The organism is Raoultibacter timonensis, assembly GCF_900240215.1.
GTDB lineage: Bacteria > Actinomycetota > Coriobacteriia > Coriobacteriales > Eggerthellaceae > Raoultibacter > Raoultibacter timonensis.
The window spans coordinates 1781102-1799320 of record NZ_LT964679.1 but is presented as its reverse complement, the minus strand read 5'-3'; the positions used below and the strand labels follow the sequence as shown (position 1 = coordinate 1799320).

Below are 18219 nucleotides of genomic sequence, written 5' to 3'. Positions count from 1 at the left end.
GGCATGAAGTACGGGGTGGATAGGGGCGAGGTCCTGCGCTACCTCGGGTATGCGGGACAGGCGATGGAACCCGCGCTCTACGATCGGATCGACGGGATCATCGAGCGATGCGAACGCGAGCTCGATCCCAAAAGCACCGTCGCGTACTTCGACGTCGAGGTCCATGGCGGCTCCGATACCGCGTCGGCGGAGCGCGGGAAAGCGTCAACTGCCGGCGATCCGTCAGGATGCGGGACTGAAGCCGGCGATGCCGGACGGGCGGTACGCGGCCGATCCGAATCGGCTCCTTACGTCGATGTGCTGGGCGCCTCGCTTCGACTTGATGGTTTCGACATCGTAGAGCACCTGCGCGGTGCACGGGGGTGCGCGCTTCTGGCGTGCACGCTCGGCGCGAAAAGCGAACAGGAGTTGGCGCGGCTCAAGGTTTCCAGCCCCTTGGACGCGCTCGTCTACGACGCGGCGTGCTCGGCGTTGGTCGAGCGCGTTGCCGATGCAACCGAAGCCCAGATCGTCGCCCAAGCGGCGCAGCGGCACCTGTATGCGAACTGGCGGTACAGCCCCGGCTACGGCGATTTGCCTTTGTCGGTGCAGCCTCGGTTTCTCGCTGTCCTGAGAGCCTTCGAGACCATGGGGCTTTCGGTTACCGATACCGATCTGCTTCTGCCGACGAAAAGCGTGACCGCTGTCGTCGGCTTGTTCGAAGATCCTCCTGCAGGCGAAAAGCCCCGGTCGTGCGGGTCGTGCCATATGAAAGAATTCTGCGCCATACGCGCAGCGGGAAAGGTTTGCCATGGATGAGAAAGCTGCGAAAAACATGAGGCTTGCACGGGGCGCTGCAATACCTGTTCCGGGGGAACCCTACGACAGGCTTGCGGGGCTCGTTATCAAAGACGAGCATCTTGCTGCCGTACTGCGGGGCGAGGAGTACCTTGTCCAAGACGGTGCTATGGGAACCATGCTGCAGGAAAGGAACCTCGTTGTTCCCGGCCAAGAGCCCGATTTGCTCACCATTGCGAACCCCGAGGCGGTTGCGGCGATCCATGCCGATTACGTTGCTGCCGGAGCGCAGATGCTCACCACGAACACGTTTTGCGCCAACCGCCGCAAGCTTGCGGGGGAGGCTACGGTCGAGGAGGTGTTCTCGGCGGCTATCCGCTGCGCGAAAGAAGCGGGCGGGCGCTACATCGCCGCGAACATCGGGCCGATCGGAGCGCTGCTCGAACCGCTCGGCACGCTATCGTTCGACGAGGCGTACGATCTGTTCGCCGAGCAGGTGGTGGCTGCCCGCGATGCGGGAGCCGACCTTTTGGCCATCGAGACGTTCACCGATCTGCTCGAAGCGAAAGCTGCGGTGTTGGCCGCTAAGGAGAACTGCGATCTGCCGATATTCATCTCGATGACGTTCGGTGAAGACGGAAGGACCTTTCTCGGCACAAGCCCCGAGGTGGCGGCGCTGACGCTTTCGGCGCTCGGCGCCCATGCCGTCGGCGTCAACTGCTCGCTCGGACCGGCGGAGCTGGCGCCCATCGTCGAGGCTATGATCGTACACGTTTCGTGCCCGCTGGTCGTGCGCCCCAATGCGGGGTTGCCGCGTGTGGAAGACGGCAAGACGGTGTTCGACGTCAAGCCCGACGAGTACGGGCGCGCCATGGAGCGCATCTTCGATGCGGGTGCGACGATCGTCGGTGGATGCTGCGGTACGACTCCCGCCTACATTGAGAAGATCGCCGCGTTGGCGAGCGGTCGGAAACCCGAGCCTCGGCAAGCCGCTTCGCTCTGCGCGGTGACGGGGTCTCAGGAGGCGGTTGTCCTCGAAGAGGGCAAGCCCGCGACGGCGGTGATCGGGGAGCGCATCAACCCGACGGGCAAGCCGCGCCTCAAGGAGGCGCTTCGTTCGGGCAACCTCGATTACGCTATCGGGGAGGCTATCGCCCAGCAGGAGGCGGGCGCGCAGATACTCGATGTGAACGTGGGCCTTCCCGAGATCGACGAGCCGACCGTCCTGCTCGATCTGGTGAAGAAGCTCCAGGTCGCTACGACGCTTCCGCTCCAGATCGATTCGAGCGACCCGATTGCCATCGAGGAAGCCGTGCGCCGCTATGCGGGCAAGCCGATTATCAACTCCGTGAACGGCAAGCGCGAGAGCATCGAGACCATCCTTCCCATCGCAAAGCATTACGGATGCGCCGTTGTGGCGCTGACGCTTGACGAGAACGGCATCCCTGCGACCGCCGAGGGGCGCTTCGCCATCGCCGAGCGCATCGTGCGGGCTGCCGAAGCGTACGGCATTTCACGTCATGACGTGGTGATCGACTGCCTCGTTATGGCCGCATCGACCAACCAGAAAGAAGCGGCCGAGATACTCAGAGCCGTCACCCTCGTCAAGGAGCGCCTCGGTGTGCGTACGACACTGGGGGTCTCGAACGTGAGTTTCGGCCTGCCGCAGCGCGAGCTGGTGAACGCGACGTTTCTGGCGGCAGCGTTCGGGGCGGGGCTCGACATGCCCATCCTGNCGGGCGAGGCGTCCGAAGTCGGCGACGAGGCGGTTGCATCGGCGCGCCGCTTCATCATGACGGGGCGCAAGGAACAGATGGAGGAAGCCACGCTCGAACTGCTTGCCGATCGCGACCCCATGTCGGTCATCAACGACATCTTCATCCCGATACTCGACCTCGTCGGTGCGAAGTTCGAGCGAGGGGAGTTCTTCCTTCCCCAGATGATGGCCTCGGCCGAGGCGGTGAAGGCGGGTTTCGACACCATCCGTGCGCACGCCGAGCCGGGGGCGTTCGAAAGCGATAAGCGCATCGTACTCGCTACGGTGAAAGGCGATATCCACGATATCGGGAAGAACATCGTCAAGATGCTGCTCGAAAACTACGGATACCGGGTGATCGATCTGGGACGCGACGTGTCACCCGAGGCCGTGCTCGATGCGGTGAAAACATACGATGTGCAGCTCGTGGGCCTTTCGGCGCTCATGACTACGACCGTCAAGGCGATGGAAGAGACTATCCGCCTGCTGAGGAGCGAGGCTCCCGGATGCACGGTGTTCGTTGGGGGAGCGGTTCTCAATCCCGAGTACGCCGATATGATCGGCGCCGATTACTATGGAAAAGATGCGGCCGAGGCAGCGCGCATCGCGGGAAACTTCTTCGGCGGTCGCGAATAGGCACTTTCTGCGAATCTGAGTTCCGCACGTGGCGTTAAATTGCTATGATGGGTCAAAGGTATTTCCCGAAGAGAAGGGGGCCCGTATGGGAACGAAAGCAACGGAAGAGCTTGACGTGTCCTTTGATGAGCTGCCGATGTATCTGCATGCTCATCACTCGGTTTACATGGAGGTCAGCGGTACCTTGTACTACTTGACAGATGTGAACGACCGATACTGGCGGGCGCAGGACACGGCGAAGCTCAACGAAAAGGGACACTACACCGATGCGAGCGAGCTTGTTCCCACCCTTGCGGAATTCATGGGTCTGCCCTTCGTTGGCGGGAGAACGATCGAAGAGGTGTTCGACGATGCGGTTTTCTACGCATCCGAGAAAAACGCATAGCGACCGAAGGGCGGCTGGAGATCCCAGCCGCCTTCTGATTTATTGCGTATAAGCTGCTTTTGATCGATATCGCATCGAGCGCTATACTCGTCCGACACGCGAAATCGAAAGGGCAGCGATGATCATCGAATACAAGGGCAAGGTTCCCGATACGCATCGAGCGGCGTTTATCGCCGATACCGCTACGGTCAGCGGCGATGTGACGCTCGGCGAGGAGAGCTCCGTGTGGTTCGGGGCGGTGCTTCGCGCCGAGGTCGATTCGATCCGCATAGGTGCCAAAAGCAACGTCCAGGACAACGCCACGCTGCATTCCGATCACGGTTGCCCGGTTGTTATCGGCGATTGCGTTTCGGTGGGCCATAACGCCATCGTGCACGGCGCCATCGTCGAGGACGGCTGCCTTATCGGCATGCACGCCACGGTGCTGAACGGGGCTCGAATAGGGAAAGGGTCGCTCATCGCGGCTGGCGCGCTGGTGAAGGAAGGCGAGGTCATCCCTGAACGCTCGCTCGTGATAGGCGTTCCCGGCAAGGTGATCCGCATGCTCGACGACGCTACGGTGGAACACAACCTCGCAAACGCCCAAGTCTACGTCGACGACGCGAAAGAGTACGCGGCACAGTGCCCGCAGGGCGGGCTTTCGGCGAAAATCAACACCAACTGTTGATGCGCGGCTGCGCTGTATCGCGCACAATGGGGCTGACGATTGGGGGCAGCATGCTGGGGACGGTATTTGGCAAGGTGGGCGAACCGCTGACGTTTTCGGGTTATGCCGACGATTTCGATAAGGCGATATCGGCCATCGAATTCTCCCTTGACGGGGGATCGACGTGGACGGGGCACGACACCGGCGGTGCCACCACCGACAAACTGCTCACCTGGCAGTTTTCCTATACGCCGCAAAAGCCGGGCCTCTATCGGCTCCGCGTGCGCGCGGTCAACGAAGACGGCGATCGCAGTCCGCTGGCCGATGTGGTGGAGTTTTTCGTAGAGTAGCCGATCTAGAGCGGAACGTGCTCCTCCTCGATCAGGTCGAGGAGCTCTTGGCGCGAATGGATGCCGAGCTTCTGGTATATGTGATGGATGTGGGAGTTGACGGTGGCGAGCGAAACGCTGAGGTCCTCCGCGATGCGCCCGGCGGAGCGGCCTTTCGCGACGAGGGCGAGCACCTCGAGCTCGCGCTCCGATACCCCCGTTCGCTGGGCGAGATGCTCGCATTGCCGCTTGAATCGCGNGCAGGGTACGCCCCTTTCTCTTACACACCTATAGAGGTGTAGAAGAGCATGGATGCCCCCCCAGAACCCTTTTTGCGCCAACCGCCGCAAGCTTGCGGGGGAGGCTACGGTCGAGGAGGTGTTCTCGGCGGCTATCCGCTGCGCGAAAGAAGCGGGCGGGCGCTACATCGCCGCGAACATCGGGCCGATCGGAGCGCTGCTCGAACCGCTCGGCACGCTATCGTTCGACGAGGCGTACGATCTGTTCGCCGAGCAGGTGGTGGCTGCCCGCGATGCGGGAGCCGACCTTTTGGCCATCGAGACGTTCACCGATCTGCTCGAAGCGAANGGCAGGGGCAGGCTCGAGAGGATCTCGACGCAATCCCTCTCGGTGAACACGAACACGAACGCCACTGCCGCTGCGAGGCCGAACGCGACGGCGAACGCCTGGACGCCGTCGGGCCCTGCACCTCGGCATATCGCCTCCAGGCCGATTCCCGAAAGCGCACCCGCCGACCAGGCGATCCGCGCGCTGCCGAACACGAGCGCGGGATGCAGGTCGAAGCCCACGCTTATCTCGAAAGCAACCATGATGACGGTGAACTGGAAGAAGAAGGACCCGAGGTCGAGCAGGGTGTGCGCGATCCAGCTTCCCTCCAAAAGGTACGGTATGCACAGGACGACGCCGAGCAGAAGCACGAACGCCGTACGGTATATCGCCGAAACGCCGTCGGCGTTGCGGGCGTCGAAGATCGCGAGGAGCCACACCGAGCAGGCGAGCTTGAGGGCGAGCGCACCCAGGTTGACGACGCCCGCGTAGAAGCTCAGAGCCGTTCCGTTGAGCAGGAGGTTGCGCACGGTCTCTATGATCGCGATCACGAGAAGCAAGCAGAGGCAGAATCTCAGCAGAAGCCATTTCTTCCTCTTGTCGGGAACCGTCGTTTCGGGTGGCGGGGCGGCGCCGGCGTGCTTGGGCCTGGCGCCTAAGAGCAGCACCGACACAATGGGCAGAACCGATGCGATCGAAGCGGAGACCCAGTGGTTCATCTGGTCCGACGAAAGCACGTTGGCGAGCGGGTAGGTGAGAACGGTTGCGATGACGACGCTGATCGCGAGGCCCATCATGTCGTGCGCTTCGACGAGAGCCTCAAACCAGGCGATGAACAGGCCTGCGAAACCGACGCCGACCGCGATCGCCGCGAGGTAGATCAGGGGCACCGAGGCGCTGGGCAGCAATGCGGAAACCGGGCCGAGGATGCTGCCGAAGGCCGCAACCGCCCCGATGGCCGAAACGAATCGCCGGCTGCGCAGGAGCGTCCCCGCTTTTTTCGAACAAACGACAGCTGCCGCCGAGAGCAGAAGCGCGGTTAGCAGCGACACCCATCGCAGATCGAGGAACGGCGCGGTGTAGGTGATGGGGTCGGGCAACGATATGCACAGGACATTCCAAGTCTGGCACAGGGCGAAACCGACTGCGAACGGCCAATTGACCGAGAGGAGGATGCGCGACGCGCTTCTCTTTTGCGGGAGGCGCATGATCTGCGCGAGCCGGCCGCCTTCCTGCTTGTTTGATTGAGCACCCATGATCTCTCCCTTACAGCTGAAAACGCATCAACAGAAACTGTTGATCCCCCCTGCGGCCCTGGCGAAACGATGCCGAAAACGCTCAGTAAACCGCTCATACTTTAGCACGTTTGCCTTTCAAGAGTTTTTCTGGATGACGCGGCCCCTTTCGTTTCGTACCCTTCGCTCACAGGGCTTCTCGGCGCAAAGGATCGGGAGGCCGAACAGAAGGGAGGGATACCATGAAGAAGCGATTGGTGGCAATGCTGCTCGTTGCGATTTCCGCCTGCGCGCTCGCGTGCTGTCTGTGGGCGTGTGCGAGCCAGCCGCAGCAAGGAAACTCGCAGGAACCGGCAACCGAGCCGACGGTCGATTCGTCCGATCAGGCGAAGGGCGAAGACGAGGCTGATCGCATCAAGATGCTCCAAGGGGAAGAGAAGGTGGCCGCGGCCAAGGAGTACTACGCCCCGAAGGTCACCGAGGCCAAAGACGGAACGCAGGTGCGGCTGGTCCCGTCGGATCCGTATATGTGGAATACGGCGATCCTGCAGGGCGAGAACCGCGGATGCCAAGCCGAGGGATGCCACTCCTCGCTCATCGACGCTCCCCAGCTTTTGCCGATGACCCATCCGAAGCTCTGGAACCCGTACAACGTGGATGCGTCGCTCAAGTTCTGCTACATGTGCCACTCGAAGGCGCTGTTCTTGCAGGACAGCATGCATGCGCTCCATATGAACAGCGACGAGTTCGACGGCGACTGCAACTCGTGCCATTACATCAACCCGGCGACGGGAGAGCATGAGATGTGGGATCTCGTGAAGTACGATACCGCCTATATGGGGATCACCCCCGTGGCGGAAGTCCAGGGCGATTTCAGCTTTACCCAGGATTCCATAACGCCGACCGACCAAGTGTTCTACTACTGGGAGAACGCTAACCATCAGGGCGTTACCCCCGATAACGACACGTCGGAAGAGGCGTACGAGAACTGGGAGATCAAGGTGAGCGGTTCGGTGGATTCCGAATTCTCGTTCAAGCTGTCCGATTTCGAGGATCGGATGGTCGAGCGCGTGTACAAGATGGACTGCCAGACCAACCCTCCGGGCGGAGCCTATATCGCCAACGTCAACGTAAAGGGCATTCCCCTGTCGGCCGTAATGGAAAAAGCGGGCGTCGACCCGAGTGTGAACTCGATGCACTCAATCGCCGATGACGGGTGGGACGTCTATCCGCTCTCGATGGAGTACGTAAACGAGTACAAGGACGACATCCTGCTGGTCACCGAGATCAACGGCGAGAAGCTCGGCATGCTGCAAGGCTACCCCGTGCAGATGTGGACCCCGACGCTCGGCGGCTGCCACTACACGAAGCGCGTCGTCGAGCTGAAGTTCACGACCGATCCAACCGAGCCGAAGTTCTTCAGGGGATTCACCAATCCGAAGACGGGCGAGATGTTCAACAAGCCCAACACGGCGATCTTCAACTACACGAATGGAACCGTATTTTCCGCCGGCGAGCCGATCGAGTTCGAGGGCTTCGCCGATGCGTACGAGATTCCGGTAACGGCGGTGGAGATATCGCTTGACAAGGGCAAGACGTGGACGACGTACGATCTGGGCGAAACCGATACGATGCGGTGGGTCAATTGGAAGCTTACCTATACGCCGGAAGCCCCGGGTTCGTATCTGATCAAGGTCAGGGCGGTCGCCGCCGACGGTTCCGTCAGCACCGATCCGTCTCAGCTGTTCTTTAACGTTCAGTAGGAAGGAGGAATCATGAACCATGCAATAACGAAGATCGTGGGCGCGGCGGCGGGCGTTACGCTCCTTGCCCCCGGGGCTGTTGCCTTCGGAGATACGGTCGAGGCGGCGGCGCCCGATGCGTCAGGGGCAACCTGGAGCCATGTTGAGGGAACGTCCTCAACGGTGGAGTCGCCGGTCGTCAACGTGCCGAACGTCAGCGGAGGCTTCTCCTACCAGCAATCGGTCGTGACTCCGAACTGGAAGATAGCCGAGGTGTTCCAAAAAGCCGCAAACGCCCTCTGCAATGCGACGACCGAGCTTACGGTAACGGCGGCGGCCGATTGGAGCCTTACCGTATCGGGGGATGTCGAGAACGCGTACACGGCGACTCTCGGCGAGCTAGCGGCCGACGGCGAGCAGACGACGCTCATGGGCTGCTCGTGCGCGGCCAACACGCCGGGAGGTGCGGCGGTCATCAACGCCGAGGTCACAGGGGTGCCTCTTGCGACCATCGTCGAGCGCGCCCAGCCGCTGCCGGGCGTGAACACGGTTACGCTCACCTCGGAGGACGGCTATTCGATGTCGGTTCCATTCGATTACGTTATGGCGCGTACCTCGATCTTGTCGTACATGATCAACGACGAAGGCCTCTCGGCTTCGGTCGGCGGTACGAACCAGCTTTGGATCGATTCGACGGCGGCGAAGTACTTCACGCGCAACATCGTTTCGATCGAATTGACCGCCGAAGACGAGGCGCCTGCGGTACCGGGTAGCGAGGATGCTCCCGAAAATCAGTATGCGAATCGCCCGAACGTGGGTATAACGGGCGTTTCGTAACTCGAAGCTGCACCGGATGCGGTTCGGCTCGGTACGGCTCCCTCAACCGCCGTCGGACCGCATCCCTTCATGCAAAAGGGGGTTTGCAGAAGAGCCTGCAAACCCCCTTTTGCCGCCCGCTGGCGAATAGCCGCGAACCTGCCGGCTTGTTTTGCTAGTTAACGGCTACGAGGACGTCGGTCGCCTTCACGATGGCGACGGCAGCGGCGCCCTCGGCAAGACCGAGGTCGTCGATGGCTTCATTGGTGATCGAAGCGGTGATCTTCGCGCCGTCGGTGATCTCGATGGATACGTGGCCGTTCACAGCACCCTTGGCGACCTTTACGATGGTTCCGGGGAACTGATTGCGGGCGGAGATGCTTCCGATGCGCTCGCTGCCGGCGGCGACGAGCACGTTGGACGCCTTGATGATGGCGATGGCTTCTTTGCCTTCGGCGAGACCGAGATCCTTGATGGCCTCCATGGTGATGTCGCTCTTGATGGTCTCGTCGCCGACCTTGATGGTGACGACTCCGTTTACGGCGCCTTCTTTGACGGCGGATACGGTACCTGCAAGCTGGTTGCGTGCCGAAATCTTCATGCTGATCTCCTTTTCTGTGGACCGTCGCATTGCGCGGCGACCGTTTTCCGATGACACCTGCCACTCTACGGATTCCCGGCGGCAATGCAATCGACGTTGCAAAATCGTTGGGAATCCGCCCTGTTTCGTTTCATTTCGCACAAAACCGTAATATACTAGAACGAGAATAGAAAGGGAGGCCATGGAGTTCAAGCAGAAGGCTTTGGCTGCAGACGACGTTGCGCAGATGCTCGACGTGAGCAAGAACACCGTATACAGCCTCGCCAAGGAAGGTAGGATCTCGTCGTACAAGGTGGGCAGGAAGCTTCGGTTCACGCTCGATGACGTGCAGGCCTATATCGCGCAGTCGAAACAGGCGCCGCCGAAGCCCAAGATCGCCCAAGATGCGGCTTCGAACCCGATCGACGGGGTCTGGGTGCCTCCCGTGTCCGGCATCGGCAAGCGCATACCGCGCGCGGCTGCCGACGCGTTTCTCCTCGGCGGCTCGGATGCCATGGTCGACGGGCTTTCGACGTGTTTGGCCGAATCGGGCGTGTACGTGCTGCGAAGCTACCAGAACAGCTACCAAGCGCTCGTCGATCTCTACTTCGGATATCTCGATGCAGCTGCGGTAAGCCTCTGGGACAGCTCGAGCGAAACCTGCAACCTCCCTTATATCAAGCGGTTGCTGCCCGGTATGCCTGTGAAGGTGTTTCAGATGGCGTACTACACGCAGGGGCTGCTCGTGCAGCGGGGCAACCCGCTCAACCTGCGCTCATGGGGCGATCTGCTCCATTCGGGAGCGGTGCTCGCAAACCGCGAGCGGGGAGCGGCGGCGCGCGTGCTGCTCGACGAGCGTTTGCGCATCATGGAGGCCGATCCGAAGACCATTCCCGGATACGATCGGGAGGTTTCGTCGGCGCTCGTGCAGGGTTCCCTCATCGCGCGCAAGGATGCCGACGTGGGGGTGGGAACCGAGAAGGTGTTTCATCAGGTGAGGGGTCTCGACTATCTGCCCCTGCAGACCGAGCAGCTCGTACTCGTGGTTGCCAAGAAGCCCTCGACCGAGCGCCTGCTGCGTACGGTGCAGGCGAACTTGCGAAGCACTGCTTTCAAGCAGGGTCTTGCGAGCATGGTCGGCTACGACTTCCGTTTGCTCGGGGAGTGCATCTACGAGACGTAGGCGACGTTCTGCCCACTATAAAACAAGCCGGACGATCGTCCGGCTTGTGCTGTGTATGGTGGAGCCTAGGGGGATCGAACCCCTGACCTCATGGCTGCCAGCCATGCGCTCTCCCAGCTGAGCTAAGGCCCCGTAAAAAGTGCGAGATTTAGTATACCTGACTCAGGGCTTCGGTCAAGCCCTAATTTCTATATGGTTTGTGAAGCATTCGGCTGCGCTCCCGAAAATCCAAGCGATATCCAATACTGCAGATCACGTTGCAGAACCGAATACGCCGCCGAGGCGAGAAAGCTCCCGAAGCTACCCGAAGCGCCTGGAGCTTTCTAAAAATAGGATACAATGGAATCTATTATAGATGAGCTGCCCTATAGCCGTTGGAAAGCCTCGGCGCGTAGGCATGAATTGGACGGAAGCGATGACCAGAGAAAAAAAGGTTCCCGTCGGAACCGACGGGAAGCCGATGACCCCGTGGCAGGTGTGGTTGCGCCGTCTGTGCATCGTTCTTCTCGTGTGGGCGGCCCTCGAAGTGGTGTTCGGCATACTTCTTGTGGTGTTCTCGGGGTTCGTACCGTCCGACCTGCTGAAGGGCATCGAGGGGCTGGGTGCCGACATCGATGCGCAGTTCTTCGCGAAGTTTCTCGGCGTATCGGCCATGGTGGGCGCCGTCATCAACGTTGTCGTGGCTCTGCTCGGCATTCGGGGGGCGAAGAATCCGCCTAAGATCACGTTGTTCTTCTGGATTGCGCTCGTCGATGCCGTAGTGACGGCATGGGCCCTTGCGAGCAGCCTTTCCCGGGGGGCGCTCGATCCGAGCAGTCTGGTGAGCGGCCTGTTCATCATCTCGCTTGCCGTGTGCGCATGGCAGGTTCGCAAGCAGACGGGCTACTTCGACATCCACCCGTAAACGCCGTGCTCCTATTCGGCTTCCGTTTCGTCTCCCTCGGCGGCCGGTTTCGCATCGATTCCCTCGACTGCTTCCGCCTGGTTCTCGGTCGTCTGGTTCTCGGTCTCCGTTGCGCCCGACGGCTTCTTTTTCGCGGAGCCTCCGGCCAACAGTTCTCCGACAAGTTTGCCGTGAGTGATGGCCATGCCGTGGCTTATGCCGGGGGCGGCAAGCGGGTAATCGACGAGGAATCTGCCCCCTTGGCAGTTGCCGACGGCGTAGAGACCCTCGATGAGCGAGTCGTCCTCGGCGTTGATCACCTGGAAGTTCACATTGGTGACGAGACCGCCCATGCATACAAGCAGTACGGTATCGGTCATCGGGTACGCGTAGAACGGCGGTTCGATGACGGGGAAAAGGCGATCGGCCCGCTTGTCGAAATCCTCGTCGACACCGGTTTCGGCGAGTTCGTTGTACCGGTCGATCGTGCTCTGCAGCGCATCGGGATCGACGCTCATGCGGATGGCGAGCTCCTCGATGGTGTTGGCGAAAACGCCATCGGCGCCCTCCGCGAAGTACGAGTCGAACCCCGGGGTGTTGCCATCCTCGTTATCCTTGCTCGCAATGTAGGCGTTCTTGCCGTACGATCCGTTCGGTACGTCGGCTGCGTCTTCCACGTACCAGTTCACGTTGCCGTGCCCGGTGTCCATGGAGCCGATCTGCTCGGGCCAGCGCGAATCGAACACCTGCCACGCCTTCTTTCCCGGAAGGCGCGATATCTGGTTCTGCAGCCACTGACCGCCCACATCTTCGTTCATGAAACGGTCGCCGTACATGTCGACGAGCAAAAAACCGTCGACGCCGAGCGGCCCGCCGAGGTGATGCGTCATCGGGGCGTGGGGTCCCGCCTCCATCTTCGCGCCGATCCACATGCCCATTCGCTGCCCGTCGCCGGTATTGGTCTTGTTGCCCTTCGCGTCGACGTTGGGGAATATGCTCTGAAAGCGGGTTGCCCACCGCACGTAGTACTGCATCATCTCGGCGTTGCCCGAATAATCGCCTGTGGCCAAGAGGATGGCCTTTGACGCGGTGATCTTGCGGTAGCCCTCGTCGACTCCCATGATGATGACGGATTCGACGCGGCCCTTCCCGTCGTCGGCGCGCACGAGCTGTCGAGCCCAGGTCGAGAACCTGAACTCGACGCCCGCGTCGACGCAGATCCTATACGTTTCTTTCAGGTACGGGGCGAGATCGGGCAGCAGAGCCTGGCAGGTATCGAAAACGGGGTAGTAGTCGTCCTGCGTGTTCGCCGTTTCGGGATGCGGCCAATGGAGCTTTCTGACCGAAAGGCTCTCCCCGTCGTACGGATCGCTTTCGGCCTCGAGGACGTAGCTTCCCTCGCAGGGTTCGAGGAACCAATCGAGCGCTTCTCCCGAATGGTTCGCCCAAAGGTTGAGCAGGCGTTGGTTGGGGCGGTAGCCGCATTCTTTCATGAGCTGCGAGACTACCTTTTTGCCGTCTACGCTGATCTCGAGCGACTCTTGAACCTGACCGCCCACCGTGCCTACTTGGTTCGAGCGGCACTGGTAGGAATCCGCCTTCTCGACGACGACGATTCTCTCTGCGCCGTTTTCGACAGCGGCGCGGGCGGCGCACAGGCCCGAGAGGCCTGCGCCGATGATGACGATGTCGGCCTCGATGGTTTCCNCGTCGGCGATCTCGAGGGTGTTCGCGTACACTGCTTCGAGCGTGTTGTTTCCGTAGCTTGCGCATATGCCCTCGATCGAGACGGGTGCTCCCGTTGCAATGCACCCCATCGCGAACAGAATGGCCAACCCGTCATCGACATCGCAGTCGGCGAGGCCCATGGTCGTATCGGAATCGAAGATAATGCGCTTTGCGGCACCGTGCGGCTGATCCATGAAACCTCCGTTTGCAGAAATAGGCTTGCAACTACCAACTAATAGATATAATCTTATAATAGACTAAAACAAGCTATTTGGGAAGCGCATGGCATCGTCGGTTGCGTCGGGGCAAAACGGGTTTCGGCTGCCGGGCGGCATGCGAAGAAGGGAGCATACATGGCGATCAGCGAAGCGCGAAAAGGAAACGACGGGGCAGACGGTGCGGCTGCAAGCGAGCTGCCGAGGGCGATGACGCGCCGCCGGTTCGTGGCGGTTGCTTCGACGGCTGCAGCGACGATGCTGCTCGGGTCGGCGCTCGCAGGCTGCTCGAACGCTTCCGACGGCGAAGCTGCGTCGGGCGGCGACGCTGCGGGCGAGGTCGATTACGCGAACTGGGATGCGGTTCTCGAAGCGGCGAAGGGCCAGACGGTTTCGTGGTACGGATGGGGAGGATCGGAGCCGCGCAATACGTGGATCACCACGGTGCTCGCTCCTGCGCTCAAGGAAAAGTACGATGTCACCTTGAATCTGGTCGGCATGGATATCAACGACATCCTCACGAAGCTTTCGGGCGAAATGCAGGCGGGTGTCGAGGCGGGCAGCATCGATTACATCTGGATCAACGGCGAGAATTTCTATTCAACCAAGGAAAACGGGTATCTGTGGGGGCCGTTCACGCACTACCTGCCCAACTTCAACGACTACATCGACTCCGAAAGCAACGAGGTGCTCTACGATTTCGGCTCCCCAGTCGAGGGGTACGAAGCGCCCTACGGCAAAGCTCAGATGCAGATGTGGGTCGATTCTGCGAAGGTGAAGAGCACGCCGAAGAACCCCGACGAGTTTCTTGCGTTTTGCCAAGAGCATCAGGGCCGGGTTACCTATCCCGAACCGGGCGATTTCGCCGGTACGGCGTTCATCTCGTGTCTCATCGCGGGCGTCGTTGGAAAAGACGAGTTCGAGAAGCTTTCCTCGATGGAGAACCCCACGACCGAATCGGTCAAGGCCGTCATCGAACCGGGTCTCGAATACCTCCGCTCGCTCAATCCCTTCCTCTGGAAAGGGGGAGCGACGTTTCCGGCCGACGCCGCTACGGTGGACACGATGTACGCAGACGGCGAGCTTGTGATGAACATGGGCTACGGTGCTCCCGAGGCGCTCGTGAAGAACGGCACGCTGCCCGAAACAACCCGCTCGTTCATCTTCGAAACCGGTACGGTGGGCAACTCGAACTTCATGGCGATCGCCAAGAACGCAACCAACAAAGCGGCCGCGCTCGTGGCCATCAACGAGGTGATCTCCCCGGAGATGCAACTCTCTCAATACGAGGAGCTTGCGAATATCAGTGTGCTCGACATGGGCAAGCTTTCCGAGGCCGATCGCGCCGCGTTCGAAGACGTGCCGCTCGGCGTGACGCAGCTTCCCATCGACGAGCTTTTGGACCATCGCATCGTCGAGGCCGCCGGCCCGGTGATTCCGATAATCGAGCAGCTGTGGCTCGACGAGGTTATCGGCAAGTAGCGTTGCCGTTATACTGGTACGGTGCCGCTTGCGGCCCGGGCGGCGCGAGGTGCTGCCCGCTGGTTGCGTCGATGGAACGTCGGCGGCACCGTATCGGTTGTTGAAGGCGGGCGGGAGGTGAATGCGCAATGTCGTTGCGAGGGCGTAAGATCAAGGGCGCATTGGCCCCGTACGCGCTTATCGCTCCCACGGTCGTCCTCGTCCTCGTTTTCATATATGGCGTGGTGAACGGCGTGCTCCAAGGGTTCGGGATCATGCCGTTTCTCGGCAAGACCGAGTTCACGCTGCAATACTACCTCGAAGCGTTCGGACGCGCTGATTTTACGGCTTCGCTCGGGTTCAGTCTCTATATCTCGGCGGTGTCGTCGGCGCTCGCCGTTGTGGGGGGCATTGTGCTGTCTGCGGCGCTGACGCGCTTGTCGGCGTCGCGTGCGCTGCAGGCCGTCGGCATCAGCATACCGCTCATGACCGCGCACACCCTTGTCGTGCTGTTCGTGGTTTCGCTGTTCGCGGGTACGGGACTCGTCCCCCGCGCACTGTACGCACTCGGCCTCATCGACGGGATCGGGGCGTTTCCCTCGGTCGTGGGGGATCCGAGCGGATGGGGCATCGTCCTCGTCTACCTCTGGAAGGAGATACCCTTCGTCGCGTTTTGCACTATCGCCATCATGGCGAACGTGTCCGACCGCTACGGCGAGGCGGCTCTTACGCTCGGGGCATCGGCCCTGAGGAGCTTTTTCTCCGTTACGCTGCCCCTGTGCAAAGGGGCGCTTGTCAAGGCGTTTCTCATCGTGTTCGCCTTCTCGTTCGGCTCGTACGAGGTTCCGTTTCTGCTCGGTCCGACTCTGCCGAAGGCGATACCTGTTCTCGCTTACCTGGAATTCCAGAATCCCGATATCCTGAACCGCTCTTACGCTATGGCCATCAACGGCATCATGGTGCTCATCTGTACGGTTCTCGCCATCGTGTACTTCATCGTGCTGCAGCGCGAAAGGAGACGCTGATGGGTGGAAAACGTGCTGCAAAACTGTTCGTGGCTCTGCACCTTGTTTGCGTTCTCGTCCCCCTTGCCGTCGTTGCGGTATGGGCGTTCACGAGTTCGTGGCCATGGCCCGAGCTGCTTCCGCAGACATTCTCGGATCGGGGCATCGTCGAGCTGTTCGTAACGTCGCGCGATCTGGGCGAGGTTCTTGCGGTGAGCGTCGGCATATCGCTTGCGGTAGCGGCGCTCTCGACGGTTGTTGCAGCCATGGCGGCCCGCGCGCTCGTTTCGTACCGCTTCTTCGGCAAGGAGTTGTTCCGCTTTTCGACCGTGCTGCCGTTTCTCATCCCGGCGACGGTGTTCGCCATGGGCGTACAGGTTGTCTTCATCCACGCGGGCCTCGCGAATACGGTTTTCGGCGTTGTGCTCGCGCATACCATCGTTGCGCTTCCTTATGCGATCACCATCATGAGCGAAGTTACCGCGGCTGCGGGCGAAAAACTCGAGCAGCAGGCGCGCGTATCGGGGGCGGGTCCTGTGAGGGCTCTCTTCGAGGTGCAGATTCCGTTGCTGCTTCCCGGCTTGCTCTCGGCGGCTTCGCTTTCCTACATCACGTCGTTTTCGCAGTACTTCCTGACGCTTTTAGTGGGCGGCGGCACGGTGAAGACGTTCGCGCTCGTGATGTTTCCCTACTTGGCGAGCGGCGACCGCACGATAGCAAGCGCGTACGGTGTCCTCTTCATGGCGGTGACGCTCGGCGTGTTCTTCCTGTTCGAGCTGCTGCTCAAGCGGTTTGCGTCCGCCAAGACCGAGTACTTTACCGATTGACCGAAGCTGCGATGAGAAGGAGTTGCCCGTCCGTATGAGACTAACGGTGTCCGACATAACGATCGATTTGGGAACGAAACCCGCCAAACGTGTACTCGATAGCGTGTCGTTCGAGGCGCACGATCGGGAATTTCTTTCGCTGCTCGGGGCTTCGGGCGCCGGCAAATCAACGCTTCTCAAGATAATCGCGGGCATTCTCGTGCAGGACGGCGGCTCGGTGTCCTTCGATGGACGCGCGATCGACGGAGTTGCGGCGCACAAGCGCAATGTCGGCTACGTGTTCCAGGACATGAGGCTGTTTCCCAACATGAACGTCGAGGAAAACGTTGCGTTTCCCTGCAAGATGCGCGGCATGAAAAAACCAGCGCGCCTCGATCGGGCACGTGAGCTTCTCTCCCACGTGCAACTGGACGGATTCGGAAAGCGCGAGGTGTCGAGCCTTTCCGGCGGACAGCAGCAGCGCGTTGCTTTGGCGCGCGCCCTTGCGGCAACGCCGCAGGTGCTGTTGCTCGACGAGCCTTTCTCGGGGCTCGACGAGCACCTGCGCGACGACATGCGCTCGCTGGTGCTGAAACTCCACCGCGAATTCGGCATGACGACCATCATGGTGACCCACGATGCGATCGAGGCCATAGAGATGTCCGACCGCATCGTGTACCTCAGCGGGGGCAGGGTCGAACAGCAGGGCATGCCTGACGAGTTGTTCGAGCATCCGGCGACAAGCGAGATTGCCGCATGCTTCGGCGGTTGCTCGACGATCGCGGGTGCAGTTGAGGGCGGTGTCTTCTCCGCGGGGCCCTTGAGCCTTCCGGCGCAAGGCGTGCGGTGCGGCTCTGCGACGGCGGTGATACGGCAGAACGCCGCCTTCATCGACGAGGGCATGCCGCCGGTCTTCTCGGTCCGGTGCTGCGTGTACCGCGGCTCGACGCATCTGGTTCGAATCGACCTTGGGGACCAGACGCTGACCGTTCCCTCGTCGTCGCCGATTTCCGNGACAGGCTTTTGGGCTGCCCGTTTTCGGGGGAGCCTCCCGCATCGATCACGTGGGCGTTCACGGGCACTGCGGGCCCGGCGCTGTTGCCTGTCGGCGCTCCGTTCGCTTCAGCGTGCCAGGAGGTGCCGTCGAACGTATAGTAGGGCTTGCCGGTCCGGTTCGCAGACCCCGCAGGCTGTTTGCGCGCCGGATCGTTTTGGGCTTTTGCCTGTTCGTGGGATTGGTCGACGGGGGTGACGTCGATGATGTCGTTGCGTTCCATGGCTGCCTCGTTTCCAGTCCGTTTTACTTAACGATTATACGGATGAGGCGGTGCAGTTCGGGTCTCCGATCTGCGCTGTCATCTTCTGGTAAAGAAAAGCCCATAAACCTGATCGAGACCGTCTGCCCTACCCGCCGAGCAGCGTGGCGGCCCCGAACCGCAACGCGCGGTTTCGTAAGGGCTTCAACGTTCC

At 61.0% G+C, this 18219-nt stretch carries 18 protein-coding genes and 1 tRNA gene; 15 read left to right on the top strand and 4 right to left on the bottom strand.

All coding sequences use genetic code 11. From position 1 onward, the window contains the following. Positions 1-3 precede the first annotated feature (3 nt). From C1722_RS08025 to C1722_RS08005, 5 genes are all read left to right on the top strand, one after another. Positions 4-798: a vitamin B12 dependent methionine synthase gene (locus C1722_RS08025; protein WP_102378765.1), complete on the top strand. Its 795-nt coding sequence runs from the start codon at positions 4-6 to the stop codon at positions 796-798. Beyond that, on the top strand, positions 791-3169 hold the full coding sequence (locus C1722_RS08020) for a homocysteine S-methyltransferase family protein (RefSeq protein WP_244902492.1): 2379 nt from the start codon (positions 791-793) through the stop codon (positions 3167-3169). Before C1722_RS08025 ends, C1722_RS08020 begins: the two co-directional genes overlap by 8 nt. Before the next feature lie 85 nt (positions 3170-3254). After that, positions 3255-3554, top strand: coding sequence for a CDP-alcohol phosphatidyltransferase (locus C1722_RS08015; RefSeq protein ID WP_102378764.1), 300 nt, complete (start codon positions 3255-3257; stop codon positions 3552-3554). 118 nt (positions 3555-3672) lie between these two features. Continuing rightward, on the top strand, positions 3673-4221 hold the full coding sequence (locus C1722_RS08010) for a gamma carbonic anhydrase family protein (protein WP_180995096.1): 549 nt from the start codon (positions 3673-3675) through the stop codon (positions 4219-4221). A 50-nt stretch (positions 4222-4271) separates the two neighbouring features. Further along, entirely contained in the window at positions 4272-4550 is a 279-nt protein-coding gene (locus tag C1722_RS08005) for a PKD domain-containing protein (protein ID WP_102379584.1), read from the top strand. 5 nt (positions 4551-4555) lie between these two features. Here C1722_RS08005 and C1722_RS17590 read toward each other — a convergent pair whose 3' ends face one another. Further along, positions 4556-4870, bottom strand: coding sequence for a response regulator transcription factor (locus C1722_RS17590; protein WP_280522937.1), 315 nt, complete (start codon positions 4868-4870; stop codon positions 4556-4558). Here C1722_RS17590 and C1722_RS07995 point away from each other — a divergent pair. The 4 genes from C1722_RS07995 to C1722_RS07985 all read left to right on the top strand — a co-directional run bounded on the left by C1722_RS07995 (position 4842) and on the right by C1722_RS07985 (position 8910). Beyond that, positions 4842-5588 (top strand): homocysteine S-methyltransferase family protein, encoded by a 747-nt coding sequence (locus tag C1722_RS07995; RefSeq protein WP_102379583.1) that lies wholly within the window; start codon positions 4842-4844, stop codon positions 5586-5588. The genes C1722_RS17590 and C1722_RS07995 overlap by 29 nt on opposite strands. Before the next feature lie 45 nt (positions 5589-5633). Beyond that, positions 5634-5849: a hypothetical protein gene (locus tag C1722_RS16690; protein WP_146040623.1), complete on the top strand. Its 216-nt coding sequence runs from the start codon at positions 5634-5636 to the stop codon at positions 5847-5849. 724 nt (positions 5850-6573) lie between these two features. Then, positions 6574-8094, top strand: a complete 1521-nt coding sequence (locus tag C1722_RS07990) for a molybdopterin-dependent oxidoreductase (protein ID WP_102378761.1) — start codon at positions 6574-6576, stop codon at positions 8092-8094. A 12-nt stretch (positions 8095-8106) separates the two neighbouring features. Beyond that, on the top strand, positions 8107-8910 hold the full coding sequence (locus C1722_RS07985) for a molybdopterin-dependent oxidoreductase (protein WP_102378760.1): 804 nt from the start codon (positions 8107-8109) through the stop codon (positions 8908-8910). A gap of 154 nt (positions 8911-9064) precedes the next feature. Here the strand turns inward: C1722_RS07985 and C1722_RS07980 are convergent, their stop codons facing one another. Next, positions 9065-9490, bottom strand: a complete 426-nt coding sequence (locus tag C1722_RS07980; protein ID WP_102378759.1) for a TOBE domain-containing protein — start codon at positions 9488-9490, stop codon at positions 9065-9067. A 181-nt stretch (positions 9491-9671) separates the two neighbouring features. Between C1722_RS07980 and C1722_RS07975 the strand changes: the two genes are divergently transcribed. After that, entirely contained in the window at positions 9672-10652 is a 981-nt protein-coding gene (locus C1722_RS07975) for a helix-turn-helix transcriptional regulator (protein WP_102378758.1), read from the top strand. 56 nt (positions 10653-10708) lie between these two features. Here the strand turns inward: C1722_RS07975 and C1722_RS07970 are convergent. Beyond that, positions 10709-10784, bottom strand: a tRNA-Ala gene (locus tag C1722_RS07970). A gap of 283 nt (positions 10785-11067) precedes the next feature. On the opposite strand from C1722_RS07970, the gene C1722_RS07965 reads away from it, so the two are divergent. Further along, positions 11068-11556, top strand: a complete 489-nt coding sequence (locus C1722_RS07965) for a hypothetical protein (protein ID WP_102379582.1) — start codon at positions 11068-11070, stop codon at positions 11554-11556. 11 nt (positions 11557-11567) lie between these two features. On the opposite strand, the gene C1722_RS07960 is transcribed toward C1722_RS07965, so the two are convergent. Further along, positions 11568-13352, bottom strand: a complete 1785-nt coding sequence (locus C1722_RS07960) for an FAD-dependent oxidoreductase (RefSeq protein ID WP_425319374.1) — start codon at positions 13350-13352, stop codon at positions 11568-11570. Between the two features lie 264 nt (positions 13353-13616). Here C1722_RS07960 and C1722_RS07955 point away from each other — a divergent pair, with 264 nt between their 5' ends. From C1722_RS07955 to C1722_RS07940, 4 genes are all read left to right on the top strand, one after another. Next, positions 13617-14960, top strand: a complete 1344-nt coding sequence (locus C1722_RS07955; protein WP_219724289.1) for an ABC transporter substrate-binding protein — start codon at positions 13617-13619, stop codon at positions 14958-14960. 128 nt (positions 14961-15088) lie between these two features. After that, complete coding sequence (locus C1722_RS07950; protein ID WP_102378756.1) at positions 15089-15964, top strand: ABC transporter permease; 876 nt, start codon at positions 15089-15091, stop codon at positions 15962-15964. Continuing rightward, the gene (locus C1722_RS07945; RefSeq protein ID WP_102378755.1) at positions 15964-16770 is read left to right on the top strand and encodes an ABC transporter permease; all 807 of its coding nucleotides are present in this window, start codon (positions 15964-15966) and stop codon (positions 16768-16770) included. Before C1722_RS07950 ends, C1722_RS07945 begins: the two co-directional genes overlap by 1 nt. A 34-nt stretch (positions 16771-16804) precedes the next feature. Next, on the top strand, positions 16805-18001 hold the full coding sequence (locus C1722_RS07940) for an ABC transporter ATP-binding protein (RefSeq protein ID WP_102378754.1): 1197 nt from the start codon (positions 16805-16807) through the stop codon (positions 17999-18001). Positions 18002-18219: the final 218 nt, after the last annotated feature.

What these genes read in the sequence shown, in the direction of transcription:
- C1722_RS08010 (WP_180995096.1), top strand. Translation starts at nt 3,673, where the DNA reads ATGATCATCGAATACAAGGGCAAGGTTCCCGATACGCATCGAGCGGCG.
- C1722_RS16690 (WP_146040623.1), top strand. Translation starts at nt 5,634, where the DNA reads ATGATCGCGATCACGAGAAGCAAGCAGAGGCAGAATCTCAGCAGAAGC.
- C1722_RS08015 (WP_102378764.1), top strand. Translation starts at nt 3,255, where the DNA reads ATGGGAACGAAAGCAACGGAAGAGCTTGACGTGTCCTTTGATGAGCTG.
- C1722_RS07950 (WP_102378756.1), top strand. Translation starts at nt 15,089, where the DNA reads ATGTCGTTGCGAGGGCGTAAGATCAAGGGCGCATTGGCCCCGTACGCG.
- C1722_RS07990 (WP_102378761.1), top strand. Translation starts at nt 6,574, where the DNA reads ATGAAGAAGCGATTGGTGGCAATGCTGCTCGTTGCGATTTCCGCCTGC.
- C1722_RS07965 (WP_102379582.1), top strand. Translation starts at nt 11,068, where the DNA reads ATGACCAGAGAAAAAAAGGTTCCCGTCGGAACCGACGGGAAGCCGATG.
- C1722_RS08025 (WP_102378765.1), top strand. Translation starts at nt 4, where the DNA reads ATGAAGTACGGGGTGGATAGGGGCGAGGTCCTGCGCTACCTCGGGTAT.
- C1722_RS07980 (WP_102378759.1), bottom strand. Translation starts at nt 9,490, where the DNA reads ATGAAGATTTCGGCACGCAACCAGCTTGCAGGTACCGTATCCGCCGTC.
- C1722_RS07945 (WP_102378755.1), top strand. Translation starts at nt 15,964, where the DNA reads ATGGGTGGAAAACGTGCTGCAAAACTGTTCGTGGCTCTGCACCTTGTT.
- C1722_RS08005 (WP_102379584.1), top strand. Translation starts at nt 4,272, where the DNA reads ATGCTGGGGACGGTATTTGGCAAGGTGGGCGAACCGCTGACGTTTTCG.
- C1722_RS07985 (WP_102378760.1), top strand. Translation starts at nt 8,107, where the DNA reads ATGAACCATGCAATAACGAAGATCGTGGGCGCGGCGGCGGGCGTTACG.
- C1722_RS07975 (WP_102378758.1), top strand. Translation starts at nt 9,672, where the DNA reads ATGGAGTTCAAGCAGAAGGCTTTGGCTGCAGACGACGTTGCGCAGATG.
- C1722_RS07955 (WP_219724289.1), top strand. Translation starts at nt 13,617, where the DNA reads ATGGCGATCAGCGAAGCGCGAAAAGGAAACGACGGGGCAGACGGTGCG.